Source organism: Sporichthyaceae bacterium, assembly GCA_036493475.1.
Classification (GTDB): domain Bacteria; phylum Actinomycetota; class Actinomycetes; order Sporichthyales; family Sporichthyaceae; genus DASQPJ01.
Window position 1 is genome coordinate 1 of sequence record DASXPS010000142.1, and the last position, 15,933, is coordinate 15,933.

Below are 15,933 nucleotides of genomic sequence, written 5' to 3' on the forward strand. Positions count from 1 at the left end.
TCAGCGGTAGGTAGTAACGCGGCGGCAGGCCGGTCTCGAACAGGATCCGCGGTTGCCGGGACTCCGCGACCGTCACCCCGTCCACCTCGACGCGCACGTGGCAGGACGAGGCGAGCACGTCCACCCGGGTGTAGGGATCGCGCGGGTGCACGTAGACGGGTTCGTCCTCCTCCAGCCACTCCTGCATCGCCGCCCAGTCCAACCTGATCAGACCGCGCAGCTCCTCGATGGGGGAATCCGGGTAGCGCAACGCCGCGCCCGGGGCGGTGGTCGAGGCGGCCTTCACGTCGTAACGCTCGCCGGTTCCGCGGCTCGGTGAGCGCTCCGTCACGCCGGTCGGCACCAGCGCGGCGCGGACGTCGTCCGCCGGGAAGTAGTAGGTCGGGTACTGCGGCTTCTCCCAGACCAGCCGGACCGCCCGGGAGTCGGCTATCACCTCGCCGCCGAGGACCGCGCGCACCCGTTTGGGGCTGACCTCGACCCGAACCCGTCCGCGCTGTTCCACCGCTGTCTCCTCCGCCCGACGCCGCCTTCCTGCAGGCGCCAACCACGGGACGGGGGTGGCTGTTCCGGGATCTTTGGTACTCGCGTGCCGTACCCGATAACCATTCGGGTCGTGTCTGCGTCATACTGGGTGCACACGGGTGCTCTCGGAGCGGCCGACCCGTGGACTCACCTGGCGATTTTCGCCGGGGGGCGGAATGCACGCCGATCCCTTGTGGATCCGGCGGCCGAGTCGTACCGGGGGCCCAACCACCCGGCTCGTCTCTCGCACGACTCCTGAAGGAGGAGTTGTTGGCTCGACCTCGGCAGGCCCCATCGGGTGCACGCCGTAGCGCCCCGCGCCCTGATCGCCGACCGCGTCCGCGGCAGGCCGAGGGCATCATGCCCGTGCTCGCGCGGACGGTGCGCGAGGTGGAGGCGTCCGTCGCGCGCGGCTCCGTGCCGTCCTCGGTGCGCACCAAATTCCAGGTGGTCGCCCTGTTGGTGCGCCAGGAACGCGCGCGGGTCCGATCGGACGAGAAGATCAACCAGGCCCAACGGACCGAAATGCTCAAGCGGCTGGACGGGATCGCGATGATCCTGGCGCAGACCGCGGCCCGGGACACCTCGCTGCTGGCCCTGCTGGCCGAGGACGCCGTGGTCTCCGAGGCGGCCCGGACGCTGACCCGGACCATGCTCGCCGACGCGGGCGTCGAGGTGACCCCCGAGGAGTTCCTGCCCCCGCCGCCGCCGACCCCGGTCGACCCGAGCCTCGAGCGCCGCGTGGTGCCGCAGGCGATCGTCTCGCGCCGGCTGGCCAACCCGTTCCTGGCCCCGGATTTCTCCGCGGTCCCGAAGACCAACACGCCGGTACGTCACCTGGCCACCTGGGAGCTGCTCGGCCCGTTGTTCCGCGCCTTCGAGGAGGCCTCCGACGGCGCGATCGCCTGCATGCCGCTGCCCGCCCGCTCCATCCAACGGGTGGCCAGCGGGGTGGAGCTGATGCCACATCAGGCCCAGATGGTTGCCGCCGCAGCCGCGGGTCACCGGACCTTCCTGCTCGCCGACGAGCCGGGCCTGGGCAAGACCGCGCAGGCGCTGCTCGCCGCACAGGCGACGAATGCCTATCCACTGCTGGCCGTGGTGCCGAACGTGGTCAAGACCAACTGGGCGCGCGAGGTGGGTCTGTGGACCCCTAATCGCTCGGCCACCGTGATCCACGGCAACGGCGACACCATCGACGGGTTCGCCGACATCGTGATCGTCAACTACGAGGTGCTGGACCGCCACGTGGGGTGGATCGGCGATTTCGGCTTCCGCGGGATGGTCGTCGACGAGGCGCACTTCATCAAGAACAAGACCTCCCAGCGCTCACAGCACGTGCTGGAACTCGCCGACCGCATCCGCGCGCGTACGCCGCGGCCGCTGTTGATGGCATTGACCGGTACCCCGCTGATCAACGACATCGAGGACTTCCGGGCGATCTGGCAGTTCCTCGGCTGGATTGACGAGAAAAAGCCGCTGCGCGAGCTGATGCATTCCCTCGAGGACACCAACCTGACGCCGATCGACCCCGGCTTCTACCCCGCCGCCCGCAAAGCCGTGATCGACATGGGCATCGTCCGGCGCCGCAAGATCGACGTGGCCGCGGACATCCCGGCCCGGCGTATCGCCGATCTGCCGGTCGAGCTCGACGACAAGGCCGCGCGCTCGATCCGGCTGGCCGAGCAGCGGCTGGCCAAGCGCATGGTCTCCCGGTACCGCGCGGCGCTGGAGACGCGGCATGCCGGGGTGATCGTGGAGGGCATCGACCACGACCTGGTGCGCACCATCGCCAACCGGGAGCGCAAGGAAGCGACCACCAGTAAGACCGACGGAAACGTGTTCGGCATGATGCGCAAGATCGGCCAGGCGAAGGCCGTGCTCGCCGCCGACTACGCCGCACAGCTGGCCCGCAGCGCGGGCAAGGTGGTGTTCTTCGCCAAGCACATCGACGTCATGGACGCGGCCGAGGAGACCTTCACCAAGGCCGACATTCGCTACTCCTCGATCCGCGGCGATCAGACCTCGAAGGCGCGCCAGAAGGAGATCGACGCCTTCGTCAACGACCCCGAGGTCGCCATCGCGGTGTGTTCGCTGACCGCCGCCGGCGTCGGCATCAACCTGCAGGTCGCCTCCAACATCGTGCTCGCCGAGCTGTCCTGGACCGACGCCGAGCAGACGCAGGCCATCGACCGCAGCCACCGCATCGGCCAGACCATGCCGGTCACCGCCTGGCGCATCATCGCCGCGCAGACCATCGACGCCCGGATTGCCGAGCTGATCGACAGCAAGGCCGGGTTGGCGGCGCGGGCGCTGGACGGGTCGGATGAGGAGATCTCCTCCTCCGTCGACGTGCAGTTGGAAGCGCTGGTGGCGCTGTTGACCGAGGCGTTGGCGGAGCCGGCCTAACCCGGGAAATCCACGATCGGATCGTGGTGGTGCTGATCATAGGGAGCCGGCCCGTGGCCGGTCGCCCGCGCGGCGAGCATCGCGGCGTACTGCTCGCGCGGGGTCGGGACCGCGAAGTGGGCGTAGGCCTCCTGCGGGCTCCACACCTTGGGGTCCGTGGCGGGCACCTCGAACATGATCGGGGCGACGATCGGCACGGTCAGCGGGGAGAACTTGGCCAGCACCGCCAGCTGCAGGCGTCGGTTCAGGGACAGCGCCTTGACCACCACCTTGACCTGGGCGGTGACCGCGAGGTCGACGGCCCTGGACTGCTCCAGGCCGGAAAGTTCCCGCATCCATGCCGGGAACGTGGCGATCACGGCCCGCCGGATCACCGCGGAGATCGGCTTCGCCACCAGATTCGGGACCACGCCGTCCAGGAACCGCGAGGTCGCGTCGAGCAGGAAGTTCATCATGTCCTTGGCGACGTCCGACCCCACCAGGCGCGGTCGGTAGGCCTCGAAGTACGCGGCGACGCCATCCCGGGTCAGCGGAACCGTGGCCGGGTCGATGGTCTGGAAATGCGCCGCGATCGCGCACTCGCGCCAGTACTGCGCCTCCCGGGCCGCGGACAGCTTGCCCGGCCCGAACACCTCGTAGGTGTAGAGGATCGAGTGCCAGGCGGTGAGGTGAATCCACAACTGTGAGTCGGGGTCGTTGGCGTCGAACTGCCCACCGGTGACCGGTTCCGGCCCGACCGATCGACCGTGGATCTTCGCCAATGTCTCGGCAGCCTTGAGAACTGACTGCGCGTCACCGAACTTGACGGTGGCGAAATACTGCATGGTGCGGTCGTAGCGCAGCTGCGTGCGCTGTTTGACCTGACCGCTGTGCGCCACCGAGGCGACCAGGAACGGGTCGAGCTCTTCGATCACCACCGAGCGCAGGAACCCCAGCACCACCGAGGTGGGGTAGGACCACACTTTCCAGGTCACCGAACCGGGACCGAAGAACCCGTTGTCGCGATGGGGACGGATGTCGGTTGGCTTGCGCAGGTGCAGATCCACGGAAGGTCCTCTCGCCGGACGCCAGGCCGCGTGCGGCACACGCTACGACCACCCCTCTGCTGTGGAGGTTGGGGTTCTTTAGTGTCGAATAAGAGACCGACGGTCTGAAATGGTGGGACGGAGAGACGATGAACGAGAAGTGGACCGAGAGCCACATCCCCGACCAGCGCGGCCGGGTCGCGGTGATCACCGGGGCCAACACCGGGTTGGGCTTCGACACCGCTCGCGCGCTCGCCGCGCACGGGGCCACCGTGGTGCTGGCCGTACGGGACACGGAGAAGGGCAAGCAGGCGGCCGAGCGGATCACCGCTGCCGCGTCCGGCACGGACGTCTCCGTGCAGCAACTCGACCTGAGCTCGCTCGCCTCGGTGCGCACTGCCGCCGAGGAGTTGCGCTCTCGGTTCGCCGCCATCGATCTGCTGATCAACAACGCCGGCGTGATGTATACGCCCCGTCAGAACACCGCGGACGGTTTCGAGCTGCAGTTCGGCACCAACCACCTCGGGCATTTCGCGCTCACCGGCCTGGTGCTCGATCGGATGACGGCGGTGCCCGGTGCGCGAGTGGTGACGGTGAGCAGTGTCGGCCACCGCATTCGGGCCCGGATCCACTTCGAGGACCTGCAGTGGGAGCGCTCCTACGACCGATTGCAGGCCTACGGCCAGTCCAAGTTGGCCAACCTGCTGTTCACCTACGAACTACAGCGCCGGCTCGCCGCGGCCGGTGCCCCCACGCTCGCCGTCGCCGCCCACCCGGGTTTCTCCAACACCGAACTGGCCCGGAATTCACCGGTGGTGCTGCGGGCGTTGGTGCCCCTCGGGCGGGTCCTCGCGCAGTCCCCGGCGCAGGGGGCGCTGCCCACGCTGCGGGCCACCACCGACCCAGCCGTGCTCGGCGGGCAGTACTACGGGCCCGACGGTCCGGGTGAGCTCAGGGGTGCCCCGCGTGTGGTGAAATCCAGCGCCCAGTCACACGACGCGGCGCTCCAGCAGCGGCTGTGGGCGGTTTCGGAGGAGCTGACCGGCGTGCAGTTCCCGGTCTGAAATACAGATCAGCTACCGGTCCACTTCGGGGCGCGCTTCTCGGCGAACGCGATCGCGCCCTCGCGGGCGTCGTTGGAGGTGAACACCGGCGGCAGCAGCGGCCCCTGGTACGACCAGCCCTCCTCGACGTTGTGCTCGGTGGCGAAGTCGAGGATCTGCTTGGTGGCGGTCAGCGCCAGCGGCCCGTTCGGGGTGATGCGCGCGGCCAGCGCGAGCGCACCCTCCAGGGCGCCGCCCTCGGGCACGAGTTGGTTGACCAGGCCGTGGCGGTGCGCGACCTCGGCGGTCAGCGGGTCACCGGTGAGGGCGAGTTCGTAGGCAATGGCCGGCGGGATGCGGCGCGGCAGGCGCAACAGGCCACCGGCACCGGCGACCAGGCTGCGTTTGACCTCGGGGATGCCGAACTTCGCCGTCTCTGCCGCGACGATGAGCGGACAGGTCAGGGCGATCTCGCAACCGCCGGCCAGCGCCCAGCCCTCCACCGCGGCGATCAGCGGCTTGGTCGGCGGGTTGCTGCACAGCCCGGCGAACCCGCGCCCCGGGATGGTCACGACCTCGCCGGCCACGAACGCCTTGAGGTCCATGCCCGCGCAGAACGTGCCACCGGCGCCGGTGATGACCCCGACCACGAGGTCCTCGCGGGCATCGAGTTCGTCCATCGCCGCCGCGATGCCCTCGGCGACCGCGCGGTTGACCGCGTTGCGCGCCTCGGGCCGGTTGATGGTGACAATCTGCACGCCGTCGCGCTGTTCGGTGCTGACCACGGCTGCCATGCCTGTGTGCCTCCCTGCCCGCGTCGAACCGCTGTCGGCGCGGGTTCACCCTAGGCGGCGACTAGTTCGCCCCGTGCACGGCGGCCATCAGTAACCATCAACGCATCGAGGGCGCAACGTTCTGTGCCGCCGATTGATTGCGCCGGGCGGCCGGTAGCCGGGAGAGCACCGGCCGCGTGTGGGTCTTCGGGCTCGGTGCCGACGAGGGCCGCCGGGCCAGCCACAGCCCGAGTCCGGCCAGGGCCAGACCGGGCACGGCGGTCGGGGAGACCGGTGTGCCCAGAATGGGCCAGGCCGCCAGCGCGGTGACCGCGGGAACCAGGAACAGCAGGCTGCTCGCGCGGGTGGCGCCGCGTTGGGCGATCAGCGCGAAGAACAGCAACGGCCCGCCGATGCCGGGCACGAGGGTGATCCAGGCCTGTGCGGCGATTGCCGTTGTGGTGAGAGGAATCGACAGCGACCCGCTCAGCGGTGCCCATACCGCCATCACCGCGGCCGCAGCGGTCAGTTCGGTGGCGGCCAAGGCAGCCGGGCCGGCGCTGGTGCGTAGTCGGCCCTGCAGCAGGGTTCCGGCGGACAGGCCGAGCAGGCCCAGCAACGTCCAGGACAACGCCGCGACGGTGGGCGGTCGCCCGACCCGGTCGCCCAGGGTGACCACGACGCCGACCACCCCCAGCCCGATGCCGGCCCAGCGCCGCGGGGTGAGGCGGTCCCAGCCCAACGCCGCGCCGCCCGCGGCCACCAACAACGGCGATGAGCAGCCGATCAGCGCGGTGGTGCCCGCGGGCGTGCCCTCGGCCATGCCGGTGTACAGACCGCCGAACTGCACGGTGAACAACAGCACGCCGACCAGGGCCACGGATCGCAGTTCTCGCGCCCCGCGGGGCCAGCGCTCCGCACGCCTACCGGCCAGCACCGTCAACACCGCGGCGCCGAGGACGAACCGCCAGAAGTTGGCGGTGAGTGGCGCGATGCTGCGCGCGGCGAGCGCTCCGCCGACGTAGCCGCTGGTCCACACAACGACGAACAGGGCGCCGAGGCGATCGATCTGTAACGACTTCATGCGTTACACCTTGCAAGGCTTGTCGTAACGTGTCAAGTCGTTACACTGGGATCATGACGGAGTTCCGCACGGGCAACGGCGCCGACTGGTTGGATTTCCTGTCCACCGAGTTGGGGCGCTACCGGTCGGTCAAGACCGAGATGTTGGCCGACCCGGCGGCCCTGCACGCCTGGCTGGCCGAGCACGGCATGGAGCCGGCCGGTGCCGTCACCGCCGCCGATGTCGAAACGGCCCGGAAACTACGTGAGGCCCTGCACCGCCTCACCGCCGCGACCCTGCGCGGGGAGCAACCGGCGCGGGCGGACCGACGGATCGTGCAGCAGGCGCTGGCCGCCGACCAGCCGCTGCGGCTGCGCTTATCCGGAGCGCTGGGTCTCCAGCGGCCCGCCAACGCGTCGGTAGCGCTCGGTCACTTGGCCCGCCAAGCCGTGGCCGACCTGACCGGTCCGAACCTGGCACGCCTGCACGCCTGCGGCGACGACACCTGCTCTGCGATCTACCTCGACCACACCGGGCGGCGACGCTGGTGTTCGGACGAGCGGTGCGGGGTGCGCCTGCGGGTGCGCGCGCATCGAGCCCGGCAACGTGAAGCTGACGGATCCTCAGTTGGTTAGTGGGTCAGCCAGGCGCGCACCGCGGCAGCCTGCTCCGGGGGAGTGATACCGGCGACATGAGCGGCGAGGTCGGCGATGCTCACCTCGGCCAGCGCCCCGCGCCAGGCTGTCTCGGCCTTCGCCATCACCGCGGCAACGGCGCACATCTCGACGCACTCGTCCGGTTCGGCCCCGAACGGGCCGTTGCGCCGGATCTCCGTGCAGCGGAACGCCGGCTCGCTTCCCTCAACGGCCAGCACTACATCGAGCACGCTGATCTGTTCCGCCGGGCGATCGAGCGCATAGCCGCCGACCCGACCCTCGGTGGAGGTGACCAGACCGGCGCGGGAGAGTGCTTGCAAGCTCTTCGCCAGATACGTCCGGGAGACGCCGTGAAACTCGGCAAGACGCTGGGCCGAAACCGGACCATCGGCGCGACTGAGCACCACGCAGCAGTGGATCGCCCATTCGACCCCGGCGGCCAGTTTCATGCGGGTCAGCATAACGCGGATGACATCTGTCCGCGATTATGCTAATCTAGGTTAGAAGTTATCCACGTTTGAGGAGGAGCCATGAAGATCGCCGTCGCAGGTGCCACCGGTTTGGTCGGCAGCCAGGTCACCGCGTTGGCCCGGGCGCAGGGGCACGAGGTCGTCGAACTGGCCCGCAGCACCGGTTTCGACCTGCTCAACCCCGACGGGCGCCTGCGGGGGGCGCTGGTCGGCGTGGACGCGGTCGTGGACGTGACATCCAGTCCGTCGGTCGATGGTGCGGAGGCTGAGACGTTCTTCACCACGGTCGCGGAGAACCTGGGTCGGGCGGCCGCCGCGGCCGGGGTGCAGCGCACCGTGGTGCTCTCCATCGTCGGCACCGACCTCAGCCCGGACTTCGGGTACTACGTGGCCAAGGTCGCCCAGGAGCAGGCCTATCGGGCGCACGCGCCGGGCGTGCTGATCGTGCGCGCGACGCAATTCCACGAGTTCGCCATTCAGGCCATCGACTGGTACCGGCAGGGTGACGTCGTCTACGCCCTCGACGCCCCGACGCAGCCGGTCGCGACCGCGGAGATCGCCGTGTTGCTGGTGTCCGCGGCGGTGGGCGAAGTGGCCGGCGACGTCGACCTCGCGGGGCCGAAGGCCGAACACATGGTCGACCTCGTCGAACGGGTCATCGAACGCCGCGGGCTGAATCTGAAGGTGGAAACGGCGCCGACGCCGCAGAGCATGATGGACGGGTCGATGCTGCCCGGTCCGGGCGCGCTGCTGCGCGGGCCCGACTGGCAGACGTGGTTCGACCAGCAGTGAGCGTGTCCTGCCCCGTGGCGCCGGTCCGGCTCATCCGCGCCCTACCGTGGACGGGTGTCGATCCGGTGCACACGGGTGCGCAGTGTCCTCGCGATGAGTCTGCTGGGGTTGCTCGCCGGCTGCGCGACCGCGACGGACACCTCGACGCTGCCTGACGAGGCCATCGGGGTGGGGGCTCTCGCGGCCCAGTGCGACAGCCCGGCTCCGCTGCCGAACCCGACGCCGGCACCGGTCGGGCAGCCGCCGCCGACCCCCCGTCCCGACGGGTTCTACGACCCGACGGACCCCGCACCACCGGGGTTGGTCGCCGCGGGCTACACGGTGATCTGGTACTTGCCCGGTGCGCCGTCCGGCGTGCTTCTCACCCTGCGCTCGCTGGTCTCCCACCTGCGTACGCTCGACGGCTTCGTCAAGGTGGTCGCCGCGCCCGGCAGCCCGTTGATGTTCCCGTCCGAGAAGAACCTGGTGTTCGACCGCCTGGTTGCCGGGACCGAGGTGCAACAGACCTGCGGGCAGGTGGCTCAAGACGTGGTGATGCGGTTCATGGAGATCGGGGTGCCCACCGCGGCACCGACGGACAACCCGGCCGGCACCAGCGCCGCCTGACCCGTACTCGCTACACCAGCTGCAGCAGCCACACGAACAGTCCGACCAGCACCACGAAAATCGGGATCTGGATCGCATAGCGACGGGCGATCTCCCGCTCCCGGCGGTGGTAGTCCCGCCAGAAAGCCTCGATCTCCTCGGGGTCGCTCACCGACCGCGGTCCCTTCTCGCATCCCACGGAGCGCTCGACGTGCCCGCTCGAGGATACGTGCGGGATCGCGGCCCCGCGCGGCGAACGCGAATCGCGCACCGTTATCGAATTGCATCCGCCGGCGCGTTCAGCTTGCCGTTGGTTGGCCGAAATGTCCGGGTTTTTTCATCTTGTCCGCCCAATATCGACGCCAGGACTGCCGCGTCGCGCTGTCGCTGTGCAAGCTCCGCAGGCTCTGCACGTCGTGTGGTCCGCACCTAATTAACGGACCCGACCGGAGCTTCAGAACGAGGAGCGCGTGTGAGGTACCTCAGCAGAACGAGACCGCTGGTGGCCGTGGTGCCACTGCTGGCGAGCACGGCGCTGGTGCTCGCCGCATGTGGCAGTGGTTCCAGCAACAACGCGGTGGCGCAGCATCCGGCGACCGCCGCGAAGGCGGCACCCGCGGCGGCGGTTCCGGCCACGGACGGCGCGGCGAGCAAGGCTGCCGCTGTCCCGGCAGCTCCGGCGGCGCCCGCCGCGAAGGCCGCGACCAAGGCGGCCCCGGCGGCGAAGGCCGCCAAGTCGGCTGCCAAGACGGGCACGAAGGCGAGCAAGGCCACCACCGCGAAGGCTGTGGCGGGCTCCGGATCGGCGGGGTCGGACATCAAGTCCATCGACAGCCCCGCCGAGGGGGCGGAGAACACGAAGATCGCCGAGGCGAAGGACGGTGCCACCGACATCGGGGTCACCAAGGACTCGATCAAGATGGGCACCATCTCCATGCACGGCATGGCGTTGGGCAACGTGCTGGTGACCCCGATGGTGAGCGGCATCAACGGCATCATCGATTCGATCAACGACCGCGGCGGCGTCCTGGGCCGCCGCATGTCGCTGACCGACTGCGACGACGGCCCTGGCGAGGTGTCCCGGACCAAGTCCTGCATCAAGAAGCTGGTCGGGGTCGACAAGATCTTCGGGCTGATCAGCATCTCCAGCTGGGGTAGCGCCTCGGTGCACGACGACCTGCACCAGTTCGGTCTACCGGCCTTCGCCGAGTGGGCCTACTCGCAGACCGAGTGGCAGGACCCGTACATGTTCCCCACGCACATGTCGATGATTCACGAGGCCATGGCGGGCGCCCACTGGGCTGCCAACGTCGTCCACCCGAAGACCTACGGGATGATCTGCCTGACCTCCCCGGAGATGCAGCTGGCCTGCAACGAGGTGCAGAAGATCATGGACGCCAGCGGCGCGAAGATGGTCAAGCGGGCCGACGTGTCGATCTCGGAAACCTCGATGTCGGCTTATGTGTTGGCGTTCCGCGCCGCGAACCCCGATCACATCATTCATTACGTGATCAACCCGGCGACCATGGCGAAGTTCATGGTGGAGGCCGCGCAGCAGGGCTACTACCCGCCCATGGGGATTTCCGGTAACCACCTCGCTGCGGAAATCCTGGGCTCGATCTTCGGCAAATGGCCGGTGGGTCGGTACTGGACCAACACCACCTACAAGCTGTGGGGTCCGGAGTTCATTGCCACGATGAACAAGTACGCCCGCGGTAACCAGGGCATCAACCACCACATCGTGCAGGCCGCCTACACCGGTACGGAGATCTTCGCCCGGGCGGCCGAGGCCGTCGGCCCCAACCTCACCCGGCAGCGGGTGATGGCCGAGGAGGACAACGGCACGGTGTGGCAGGCCGATTCCTCGCTGGATCAACGGTTCGCCTATACCCAGCAGGAGCGCACCGGCGACAACTGGAGTCACGACTACGGCCAGGGCCGCGAATTCATGTACAAGTACACATCCACGAACACGGTGTCCAACCCGGACGGTTCGCCGAACGGCTTCCAACCGGACGATAACCAGTTCGTGGTCTACACCTGGAAGTGAGCCGTCTCAGCCGTAGGGCTGATACTCGATCCACTGCCGCCGGGGAGGACCACGGCGCCCGGCGGCAGTGGGAACTTCCACCGTCAGGAGGTTGGGGAGGGCTGCGGCGTCGCCTTGCCGAGCAACTCAGCGCGGCATGCGGTGAGCGCCTTCTGCACCGCCGGGTCGTGCCGATTCAGGTCGGCGAACATCCCGCCGCGATCCTCGGTGGGCGTCGGGCCCGCGGTCGGGTGCATCGGCGGCCGCGGCAGCGTGATGCCGTGATCCTTCATGCACTCGCGGATCCCGGAGCGCTGGTGGTGGCTGAACATCCCGGCGCGGAACCCGCCGGCCGGGCGGTCGGCCTGGCAAGCCTGCCGAGCGGCCTGGAACGCCTGCACCTGCGCCGGATCCAGCTGCCGCCGCAAGCCAGGTGTGGGCCGTGCGGTCGGCCGCTCGGTGGCCCGCGCGATCCCGTGCGCGGCCAGGCACTGTCGGTACTCCGCGAAGGACGCCTTGGTGGCCGTCGGGTGGGAGGCGGCGGCAGGCGCTGCCGCGCTGTGCCCGCCGCCACCTCCTCCGCACCCCGCGACCAGCATCGCCACCGCCGCCACCAGGGCGACGGTGCCGCGGGACTGACGGCGCGTCATGGCGCTCATCCGCTCGGGTACACCGCGGCGATCGCCTTGGCGATCACCTGATGCCCCGTCGGGTTGGGGTGGTCACCGTCCGGCATCAACAGGTTGGTGTCGTCGACAGTGCCCTTGGGACCCTTGAACGCGGTGTAGGTCGACACATAGCTGGCCCCGGTGGCATTCGCGGCCAGCAACAACGCGGAGTTCGTTGAGGCGGTGCAGGCGATCGAGGCGGCCGCGGTCGGCGCGTCGTAGTCCTTCTCCGCGACCGCGCCGTCCTCCATCGAGGCCCAGTAGTCCAGCACCACCACGTGCGCGGTGCGGTTCAACGCCCGGATCTTGCCGATCACCGTGGTGACGTTGTCCTCCACCGCGGTGGCCACTGGGGGATAGGCCTTGGTCGGGTCCACCCCGATGCTGACCTCGTCGAAGGCATCGTTGTAGTCATTGGCCCCGGTCATGATCAGGATCGTGGTCGCCCCGGCGACCGCGGCGCGCACTGCGGATTCCGCCATCTGATCGACCAGATCCGCGCTGGTCGAACCGGACACCGCGAAGTTGTCCACGGTCGGCTTGATCCCGGTGTGCGCGGCGAGCAGGTTGCCGTAGGCGGTGACGAAGTTCGTGCAGTTGCAGTGACCTCCGCCGGCCGGCACGGAGTCGCCGAACCCCACCACCACCGGGGTCTTCTTGCGCACCGTCGCCTTGTGCGTCGCCGCCGGGCTCGCCGCCTTCGCCTTGGTGGGAACCGGCGTCGCCAATCCGGCGGGCGCGGCGAGGCCCACGGCGGAATCGCTCCCCGGCGAACAGGCGGTCAACACGCCCACGGCCAATAGCGGCACCACCCTGGCACGAGCCAGTCGGGCCGGGCGGCATCCAGACATCCCGGCCACCGTAGGAAGGCCAGGGTTAGCCGAGGGGAAGAGGACAGCCAGGGCGAAGCAGGTATATCCCGGGCGAACGGCGCAGTAACCGCGTGTTTCCCTCCGTCACACCCCGGTCACTGTCGGCGGGGCGGCGCGCACCCCGGCTCACCGTCCGACACAATCCGGCGCATGAGCATCCAGACGCCCGCAAGTGTTTCCGTCCGCGCGGCCCGCCGAGCCGCAGTTCTGCTGTTGAGTTCTGGCCTGCTGCTGTCCGCCTGTGGCGGCGGCGGCAGCGACAGTTCGTCCACCGCGAACCAGGACTCCGCGGCTTCCCAGTCGGGCTCCGACACCGCGGGCAACGGCAGCGCGCCGGCTGCCTCTATGCCCACTGCCTCGGCGGCACCGAAGGGCGATAAGGCCCTGTCCGGCGTGCCCGCGGTCAGCAATGCCACCGACCTGAAGAAGAAGCCGGGAATCTCCAAGGGCACCGGCACCGCGCCGACCGGACTGGTGGTCCGCGACCTGGTGGTCGGTACCGGTCAGGCCGCGGCGGCCAGCGACACGGTCAACGTGCAGTACATCGGTGTGCTCTACGCCAACGGCAAGGAATTCGACTCCTCCTGGAGCCGTGGTCCGGACCCGGCGACGTTTCCGCTGTCCCAGGTAGTGCCGGGCTTCGCCGGGGGCATCGTCGGTATGAAGGTCGGTGGGCGTCGGGAGATCGTCATCCCCGGTGACCTCGGCTACGGCCCGCAGGGCAGCCCGCCCGACATCGGGCCGAACGCCGTGCTGGTGTTCGTGGTCGACCTGGTGTCGTTGGCCCCCGCTGGGTGACGGGTCGTCAGCACAAACCGGAGGGGGAATCCGCATGCTCGAGATCTCGCGTCGGGTCAGCGCGCTCGGCGCCTTGACGCTCGTCGCCGTGCTGCCCGGCAGCCCGTTGGCACACGCGGTCGCGGAGGCGGCACCGCCGGTGGTCACCGTGACCATGGACGGCTCGCACGCAACGCTGAGCGGAGCTGACCACCTGCGCTCGGGCTGGACCACGTTCCGGGTGTCCTCGACCTCGGCGGACAACAATCTCTCCTTCTTCCTCAGCCGCCGCCCGCAGGCGCCGCCGCCCGCTCCCGCCCAGCCGGCCGACAGCACACCGAACGCGGTGAATCCGGTACCGGATCCGCAGCCGGCGCCCGCGCCGGTTGCCCCGGTGCGGGCCGATCGGGCGGCCACCCACGCGGAGCGGGCCCGGGTCACCACCGCCGCCGAGGAATCGACCATCAGCGTGGGTGGAGTGGCCACCAGCAAGGGCCACGATGCCTCGCTGACCGTGGAGTTGCCCACGGGCACCGTGTACCTGCAGGACCTGGCCGCCGCCGACACCGCCAAGCCGGTCGCGGTGCTCACCGTGGCGCCGGACTCGAACGGGGCCCTGCTGCCCCGGGTGGACCAGTTCGTCACCATCGACGGCCACAACAAGTTCATCACCCCGCGCAGCCTGCACCGCAGGGGCATGTTGCAGGTCGAGAATATCGGCCACGGCCGGTACGGCTGGCATGACCTGGTGTTGCAGAAGCTGCGCAAGGGCACGACCCGCGACGACGTGGTGTCCTACTTCCGGCACGACCCGGGCCAGGGCCACTCGCCGTTCGCGGCGCCGATCGCCGGGACAGCCCCACTGTCCTCCGGCCACGTGCTGCAGATCTCCTACTCACTGCCCGCCGGCACGTACGCGCTCTACGACATCTGGCTGGACCGCAAAACCGGCCAGTTCCTGGCCGGCGAGGGTGCGGTCACGCTGATCTCGGTGATCAAGTAGCGCCGACGGCACGGCGCAGCTTCGCGCGGTGCCACGGGCTGTCGGAGTTGAACAGCACCAGGGCGATGGCCATCAGCATCAAGCCGATGATGCCGTCCAGCCAGTAGTGGTTGCCGGTGACCACCACCGTGTAGGTCATCGCCACGGCGTGGAACAGGATCAGGTAGCGCCACCTGCTCTTCGCGATCGAGATGACGGTGATGGCGAAAAACCACGACCAGGCCACGTGCATGGAGGGCATCGCGGCGTACTGGTTGAACAGGCCGTGGTTCTTGTAGTCGTTGCCGTAGACGGAGTTGCCGAACAGTTGCGCGGTGTCGACGACGCCGAACTGCTGATTCATCCGGGGTGGCGCCAACGGGTAGACGAAGTGCCCGACCAACTCGAAAAACGTCATGAACACGATGCACCGGCGGAACCAGCGGAAGTGCTCCGGGCGCCAGATCAGCAACCAGGCCGAGATCAGCACGAAGTCGGTGAGGTGGACGTACTTGTAATACAGATCTGCCATGTGAATACCGGGGTTCCACTGCAGCGCCCAGTGCTGCAGCCGCGCCTCGGACGGGATGTGCACCCAACGTTCGAACCGCCAGACGTCGCGGGCGTTCGGGAAAGCACGGCCGATGTGCCGGGCCGCCAGCGCACGTCCCAATGTGTAGATCATCCAGAGCACGCCGAGGATCAGCGCCTCGCGTGCCACCCGCCGTGTTTCCGCCCACGACCAGCGGCCGGTCATCGGCTGGTCCTGCACCATCGCGCCGTCCACGCCCGCACTGTAGAGGGCCATGTACCGCCGTCGGCCGTCTCAATCAATTGACACCGGAGTTGTCTATTACCCTAATATCGGGTCATGGAGCACTACGAGGACATCTCCTATGTCGTCGAGGGCCATGCCGCGATCATCACTATCGATCGCGAGAAGCGCATGAATGCCTTCCGCGCCCAGACCATCAGTGAGCTCATCGACGCTTTCAAGCAGGCCTGGGCGGCCAAGGCCGTGCGCGGGCTGATCCTCACCGGCGCGGGCCAACGCGCCTTCTGCGTGGGCGGGGACGTCAAGGTGCGCGCGGAGTTGGGCAACTACGGCCCGACGCCCAACGGCCTGTTCGAGATCGGCTACTTCCACCGCTTGATCCGCGACGTGCCCAAGCCGGTGATCGCCGCGGTCAACGGGGTGGCGATCGGAGGCGGGCACGTGCTCCACGCGCTGTGCGACGTGACGATCGCAGCCTCCTCGGCCACG

Annotated in this window: 18 protein-coding genes; 9 read left to right on the forward strand and 9 right to left on the reverse strand. The window is 69.1% G+C overall.

Going from position 1 to position 15,933, the window contains the following annotated elements; all coding sequences use genetic code 11:
* The coding region (locus tag VGJ14_14725) for a DUF427 domain-containing protein (GenBank protein HEY2833681.1) at positions 1-505 on the reverse strand (505 nt) is incomplete at its 3' end.
* A 380-nt stretch (positions 506-885) separates the two neighbouring features.
* Here VGJ14_14725 and VGJ14_14730 point away from each other — a divergent pair.
* Positions 886-2,934: a DEAD/DEAH box helicase gene (locus tag VGJ14_14730; GenBank protein HEY2833682.1), complete on the forward strand. Its 2,049-nt coding sequence runs from the start codon at positions 886-888 to the stop codon at positions 2,932-2,934.
* On the opposite strand, the gene VGJ14_14735 is transcribed toward VGJ14_14730, so the two are convergent.
* Positions 2,931-3,980, reverse strand: coding sequence for an oxygenase MpaB family protein (locus VGJ14_14735; protein ID HEY2833683.1), 1,050 nt, complete (start codon positions 3,978-3,980; stop codon positions 2,931-2,933). The genes VGJ14_14730 and VGJ14_14735 overlap by 4 nt on opposite strands.
* Before the next feature lie 128 nt (positions 3,981-4,108).
* Between VGJ14_14735 and VGJ14_14740 the strand changes: the two genes are divergently transcribed.
* Complete coding sequence (locus VGJ14_14740) at positions 4,109-5,023, forward strand: SDR family NAD(P)-dependent oxidoreductase (GenBank protein ID HEY2833684.1); 915 nt, start codon at positions 4,109-4,111, stop codon at positions 5,021-5,023.
* 8 nt (positions 5,024-5,031) lie between these two features.
* Here VGJ14_14740 and VGJ14_14745 read toward each other — a convergent pair whose 3' ends face one another.
* Positions 5,032-5,796: a crotonase/enoyl-CoA hydratase family protein gene (locus VGJ14_14745; GenBank protein HEY2833685.1), complete on the reverse strand. Its 765-nt coding sequence runs from the start codon at positions 5,794-5,796 to the stop codon at positions 5,032-5,034.
* A gap of 97 nt (positions 5,797-5,893) precedes the next feature.
* A complete protein-coding gene (locus VGJ14_14750) occupies positions 5,894-6,859 on the reverse strand; it encodes a DMT family transporter (protein ID HEY2833686.1) in 966 nt (321 codons plus the stop codon).
* Between the two features lie 53 nt (positions 6,860-6,912).
* On the opposite strand from VGJ14_14750, the gene VGJ14_14755 reads away from it, so the two are divergent.
* Positions 6,913-7,473 carry an ABATE domain-containing protein gene (locus tag VGJ14_14755; GenBank protein HEY2833687.1) on the forward strand — a complete coding sequence of 187 codons (561 nt, stop codon included), beginning with the start codon at positions 6,913-6,915 and terminating at the stop codon, positions 7,471-7,473.
* Here the strand turns inward: VGJ14_14755 and VGJ14_14760 are convergent.
* Positions 7,470-7,943, reverse strand: coding sequence for an Rrf2 family transcriptional regulator (locus VGJ14_14760; GenBank protein HEY2833688.1), 474 nt, complete (start codon positions 7,941-7,943; stop codon positions 7,470-7,472). The two genes, VGJ14_14755 and VGJ14_14760, sit on opposite strands and share 4 nt — an antisense overlap.
* Before the next feature lie 81 nt (positions 7,944-8,024).
* Here VGJ14_14760 and VGJ14_14765 point away from each other — a divergent pair, with 81 nt between their 5' ends.
* Both VGJ14_14765 and VGJ14_14770 read left to right on the forward strand, forming a co-directional pair.
* Complete coding sequence (locus tag VGJ14_14765; protein ID HEY2833689.1) at positions 8,025-8,756, forward strand: NAD(P)H-binding protein; 732 nt, start codon at positions 8,025-8,027, stop codon at positions 8,754-8,756.
* A 93-nt stretch (positions 8,757-8,849) separates the two neighbouring features.
* The gene (locus VGJ14_14770) at positions 8,850-9,362 is read left to right on the forward strand and encodes a hypothetical protein (GenBank protein ID HEY2833690.1); all 513 of its coding nucleotides are present in this window, start codon (positions 8,850-8,852) and stop codon (positions 9,360-9,362) included.
* 10 nt (positions 9,363-9,372) lie between these two features.
* Here the strand turns inward: VGJ14_14770 and VGJ14_14775 are convergent, their stop codons facing one another.
* Entirely contained in the window at positions 9,373-9,513 is a 141-nt protein-coding gene (locus VGJ14_14775; protein HEY2833691.1) for a hypothetical protein, read from the reverse strand.
* A 300-nt stretch (positions 9,514-9,813) separates the two neighbouring features.
* Between VGJ14_14775 and VGJ14_14780 the strand changes: the two genes are divergently transcribed.
* Entirely contained in the window at positions 9,814-11,391 is a 1,578-nt protein-coding gene (locus VGJ14_14780; protein ID HEY2833692.1) for an ABC transporter substrate-binding protein, read from the forward strand.
* A gap of 83 nt (positions 11,392-11,474) precedes the next feature.
* Here the strand turns inward: VGJ14_14780 and VGJ14_14785 are convergent, their stop codons facing one another.
* Complete coding sequence (locus VGJ14_14785; GenBank protein HEY2833693.1) at positions 11,475-12,020, reverse strand: hypothetical protein; 546 nt, start codon at positions 12,018-12,020, stop codon at positions 11,475-11,477.
* Positions 12,021-12,025: 5 nt separating this feature from the next.
* Positions 12,026-12,889: an SGNH/GDSL hydrolase family protein gene (locus VGJ14_14790; GenBank protein HEY2833694.1), complete on the reverse strand. Its 864-nt coding sequence runs from the start codon at positions 12,887-12,889 to the stop codon at positions 12,026-12,028.
* Between the two features lie 171 nt (positions 12,890-13,060).
* Here VGJ14_14790 and VGJ14_14795 point away from each other — a divergent pair, with 171 nt between their 5' ends.
* Together VGJ14_14795 and VGJ14_14800 are read left to right on the forward strand one after the other, a co-directional pair.
* Positions 13,061-13,708: an FKBP-type peptidyl-prolyl cis-trans isomerase gene (locus VGJ14_14795; protein HEY2833695.1), complete on the forward strand. Its 648-nt coding sequence runs from the start codon at positions 13,061-13,063 to the stop codon at positions 13,706-13,708.
* A gap of 34 nt (positions 13,709-13,742) precedes the next feature.
* On the forward strand, positions 13,743-14,690 hold the full coding sequence (locus tag VGJ14_14800) for a hypothetical protein (protein ID HEY2833696.1): 948 nt from the start codon (positions 13,743-13,745) through the stop codon (positions 14,688-14,690).
* Here VGJ14_14800 and VGJ14_14805 read toward each other — a convergent pair.
* A complete protein-coding gene (locus VGJ14_14805) occupies positions 14,683-15,456 on the reverse strand; it encodes a phosphatase PAP2 family protein (protein HEY2833697.1) in 774 nt (257 codons plus the stop codon). The two genes, VGJ14_14800 and VGJ14_14805, sit on opposite strands and share 8 nt — an antisense overlap.
* An 84-nt stretch (positions 15,457-15,540) precedes the next feature.
* On the opposite strand from VGJ14_14805, the gene VGJ14_14810 reads away from it, so the two are divergent.
* Positions 15,541-15,933 (forward strand): enoyl-CoA hydratase-related protein (locus VGJ14_14810; protein ID HEY2833698.1); only part of this gene is annotated, 393 nt, incomplete at its 3' end.

Excerpts from the sequence above, each read along its gene's own strand:
- VGJ14_14790 (HEY2833694.1), bottom strand. The coding sequence starts at position 12,889 with ATGTCTGGATGCCGCCCGGCCCGACTGGCTCGTGCCAGGGTGGTGCCG.
- VGJ14_14800 (HEY2833696.1), top strand. The coding sequence starts at position 13,743 with ATGCTCGAGATCTCGCGTCGGGTCAGCGCGCTCGGCGCCTTGACGCTC.
- VGJ14_14730 (HEY2833682.1), top strand. The coding sequence starts at position 886 with ATGCCCGTGCTCGCGCGGACGGTGCGCGAGGTGGAGGCGTCCGTCGCG.
- VGJ14_14745 (HEY2833685.1), bottom strand. The coding sequence starts at position 5,796 with ATGGCAGCCGTGGTCAGCACCGAACAGCGCGACGGCGTGCAGATTGTC.
- VGJ14_14765 (HEY2833689.1), top strand. The coding sequence starts at position 8,025 with ATGAAGATCGCCGTCGCAGGTGCCACCGGTTTGGTCGGCAGCCAGGTC.
- VGJ14_14755 (HEY2833687.1), top strand. The coding sequence starts at position 6,913 with ATGACGGAGTTCCGCACGGGCAACGGCGCCGACTGGTTGGATTTCCTG.
- VGJ14_14760 (HEY2833688.1), bottom strand. The coding sequence starts at position 7,943 with ATGAAACTGGCCGCCGGGGTCGAATGGGCGATCCACTGCTGCGTGGTG.
- VGJ14_14795 (HEY2833695.1), top strand. The coding sequence starts at position 13,061 with ATGAGCATCCAGACGCCCGCAAGTGTTTCCGTCCGCGCGGCCCGCCGA.
- VGJ14_14750 (HEY2833686.1), bottom strand. The coding sequence starts at position 6,859 with ATGAAGTCGTTACAGATCGATCGCCTCGGCGCCCTGTTCGTCGTTGTG.
- VGJ14_14785 (HEY2833693.1), bottom strand. The coding sequence starts at position 12,020 with ATGACGCGCCGTCAGTCCCGCGGCACCGTCGCCCTGGTGGCGGCGGTG.
- VGJ14_14740 (HEY2833684.1), top strand. The coding sequence starts at position 4,109 with ATGAACGAGAAGTGGACCGAGAGCCACATCCCCGACCAGCGCGGCCGG.
- VGJ14_14770 (HEY2833690.1), top strand. The coding sequence starts at position 8,850 with ATGAGTCTGCTGGGGTTGCTCGCCGGCTGCGCGACCGCGACGGACACC.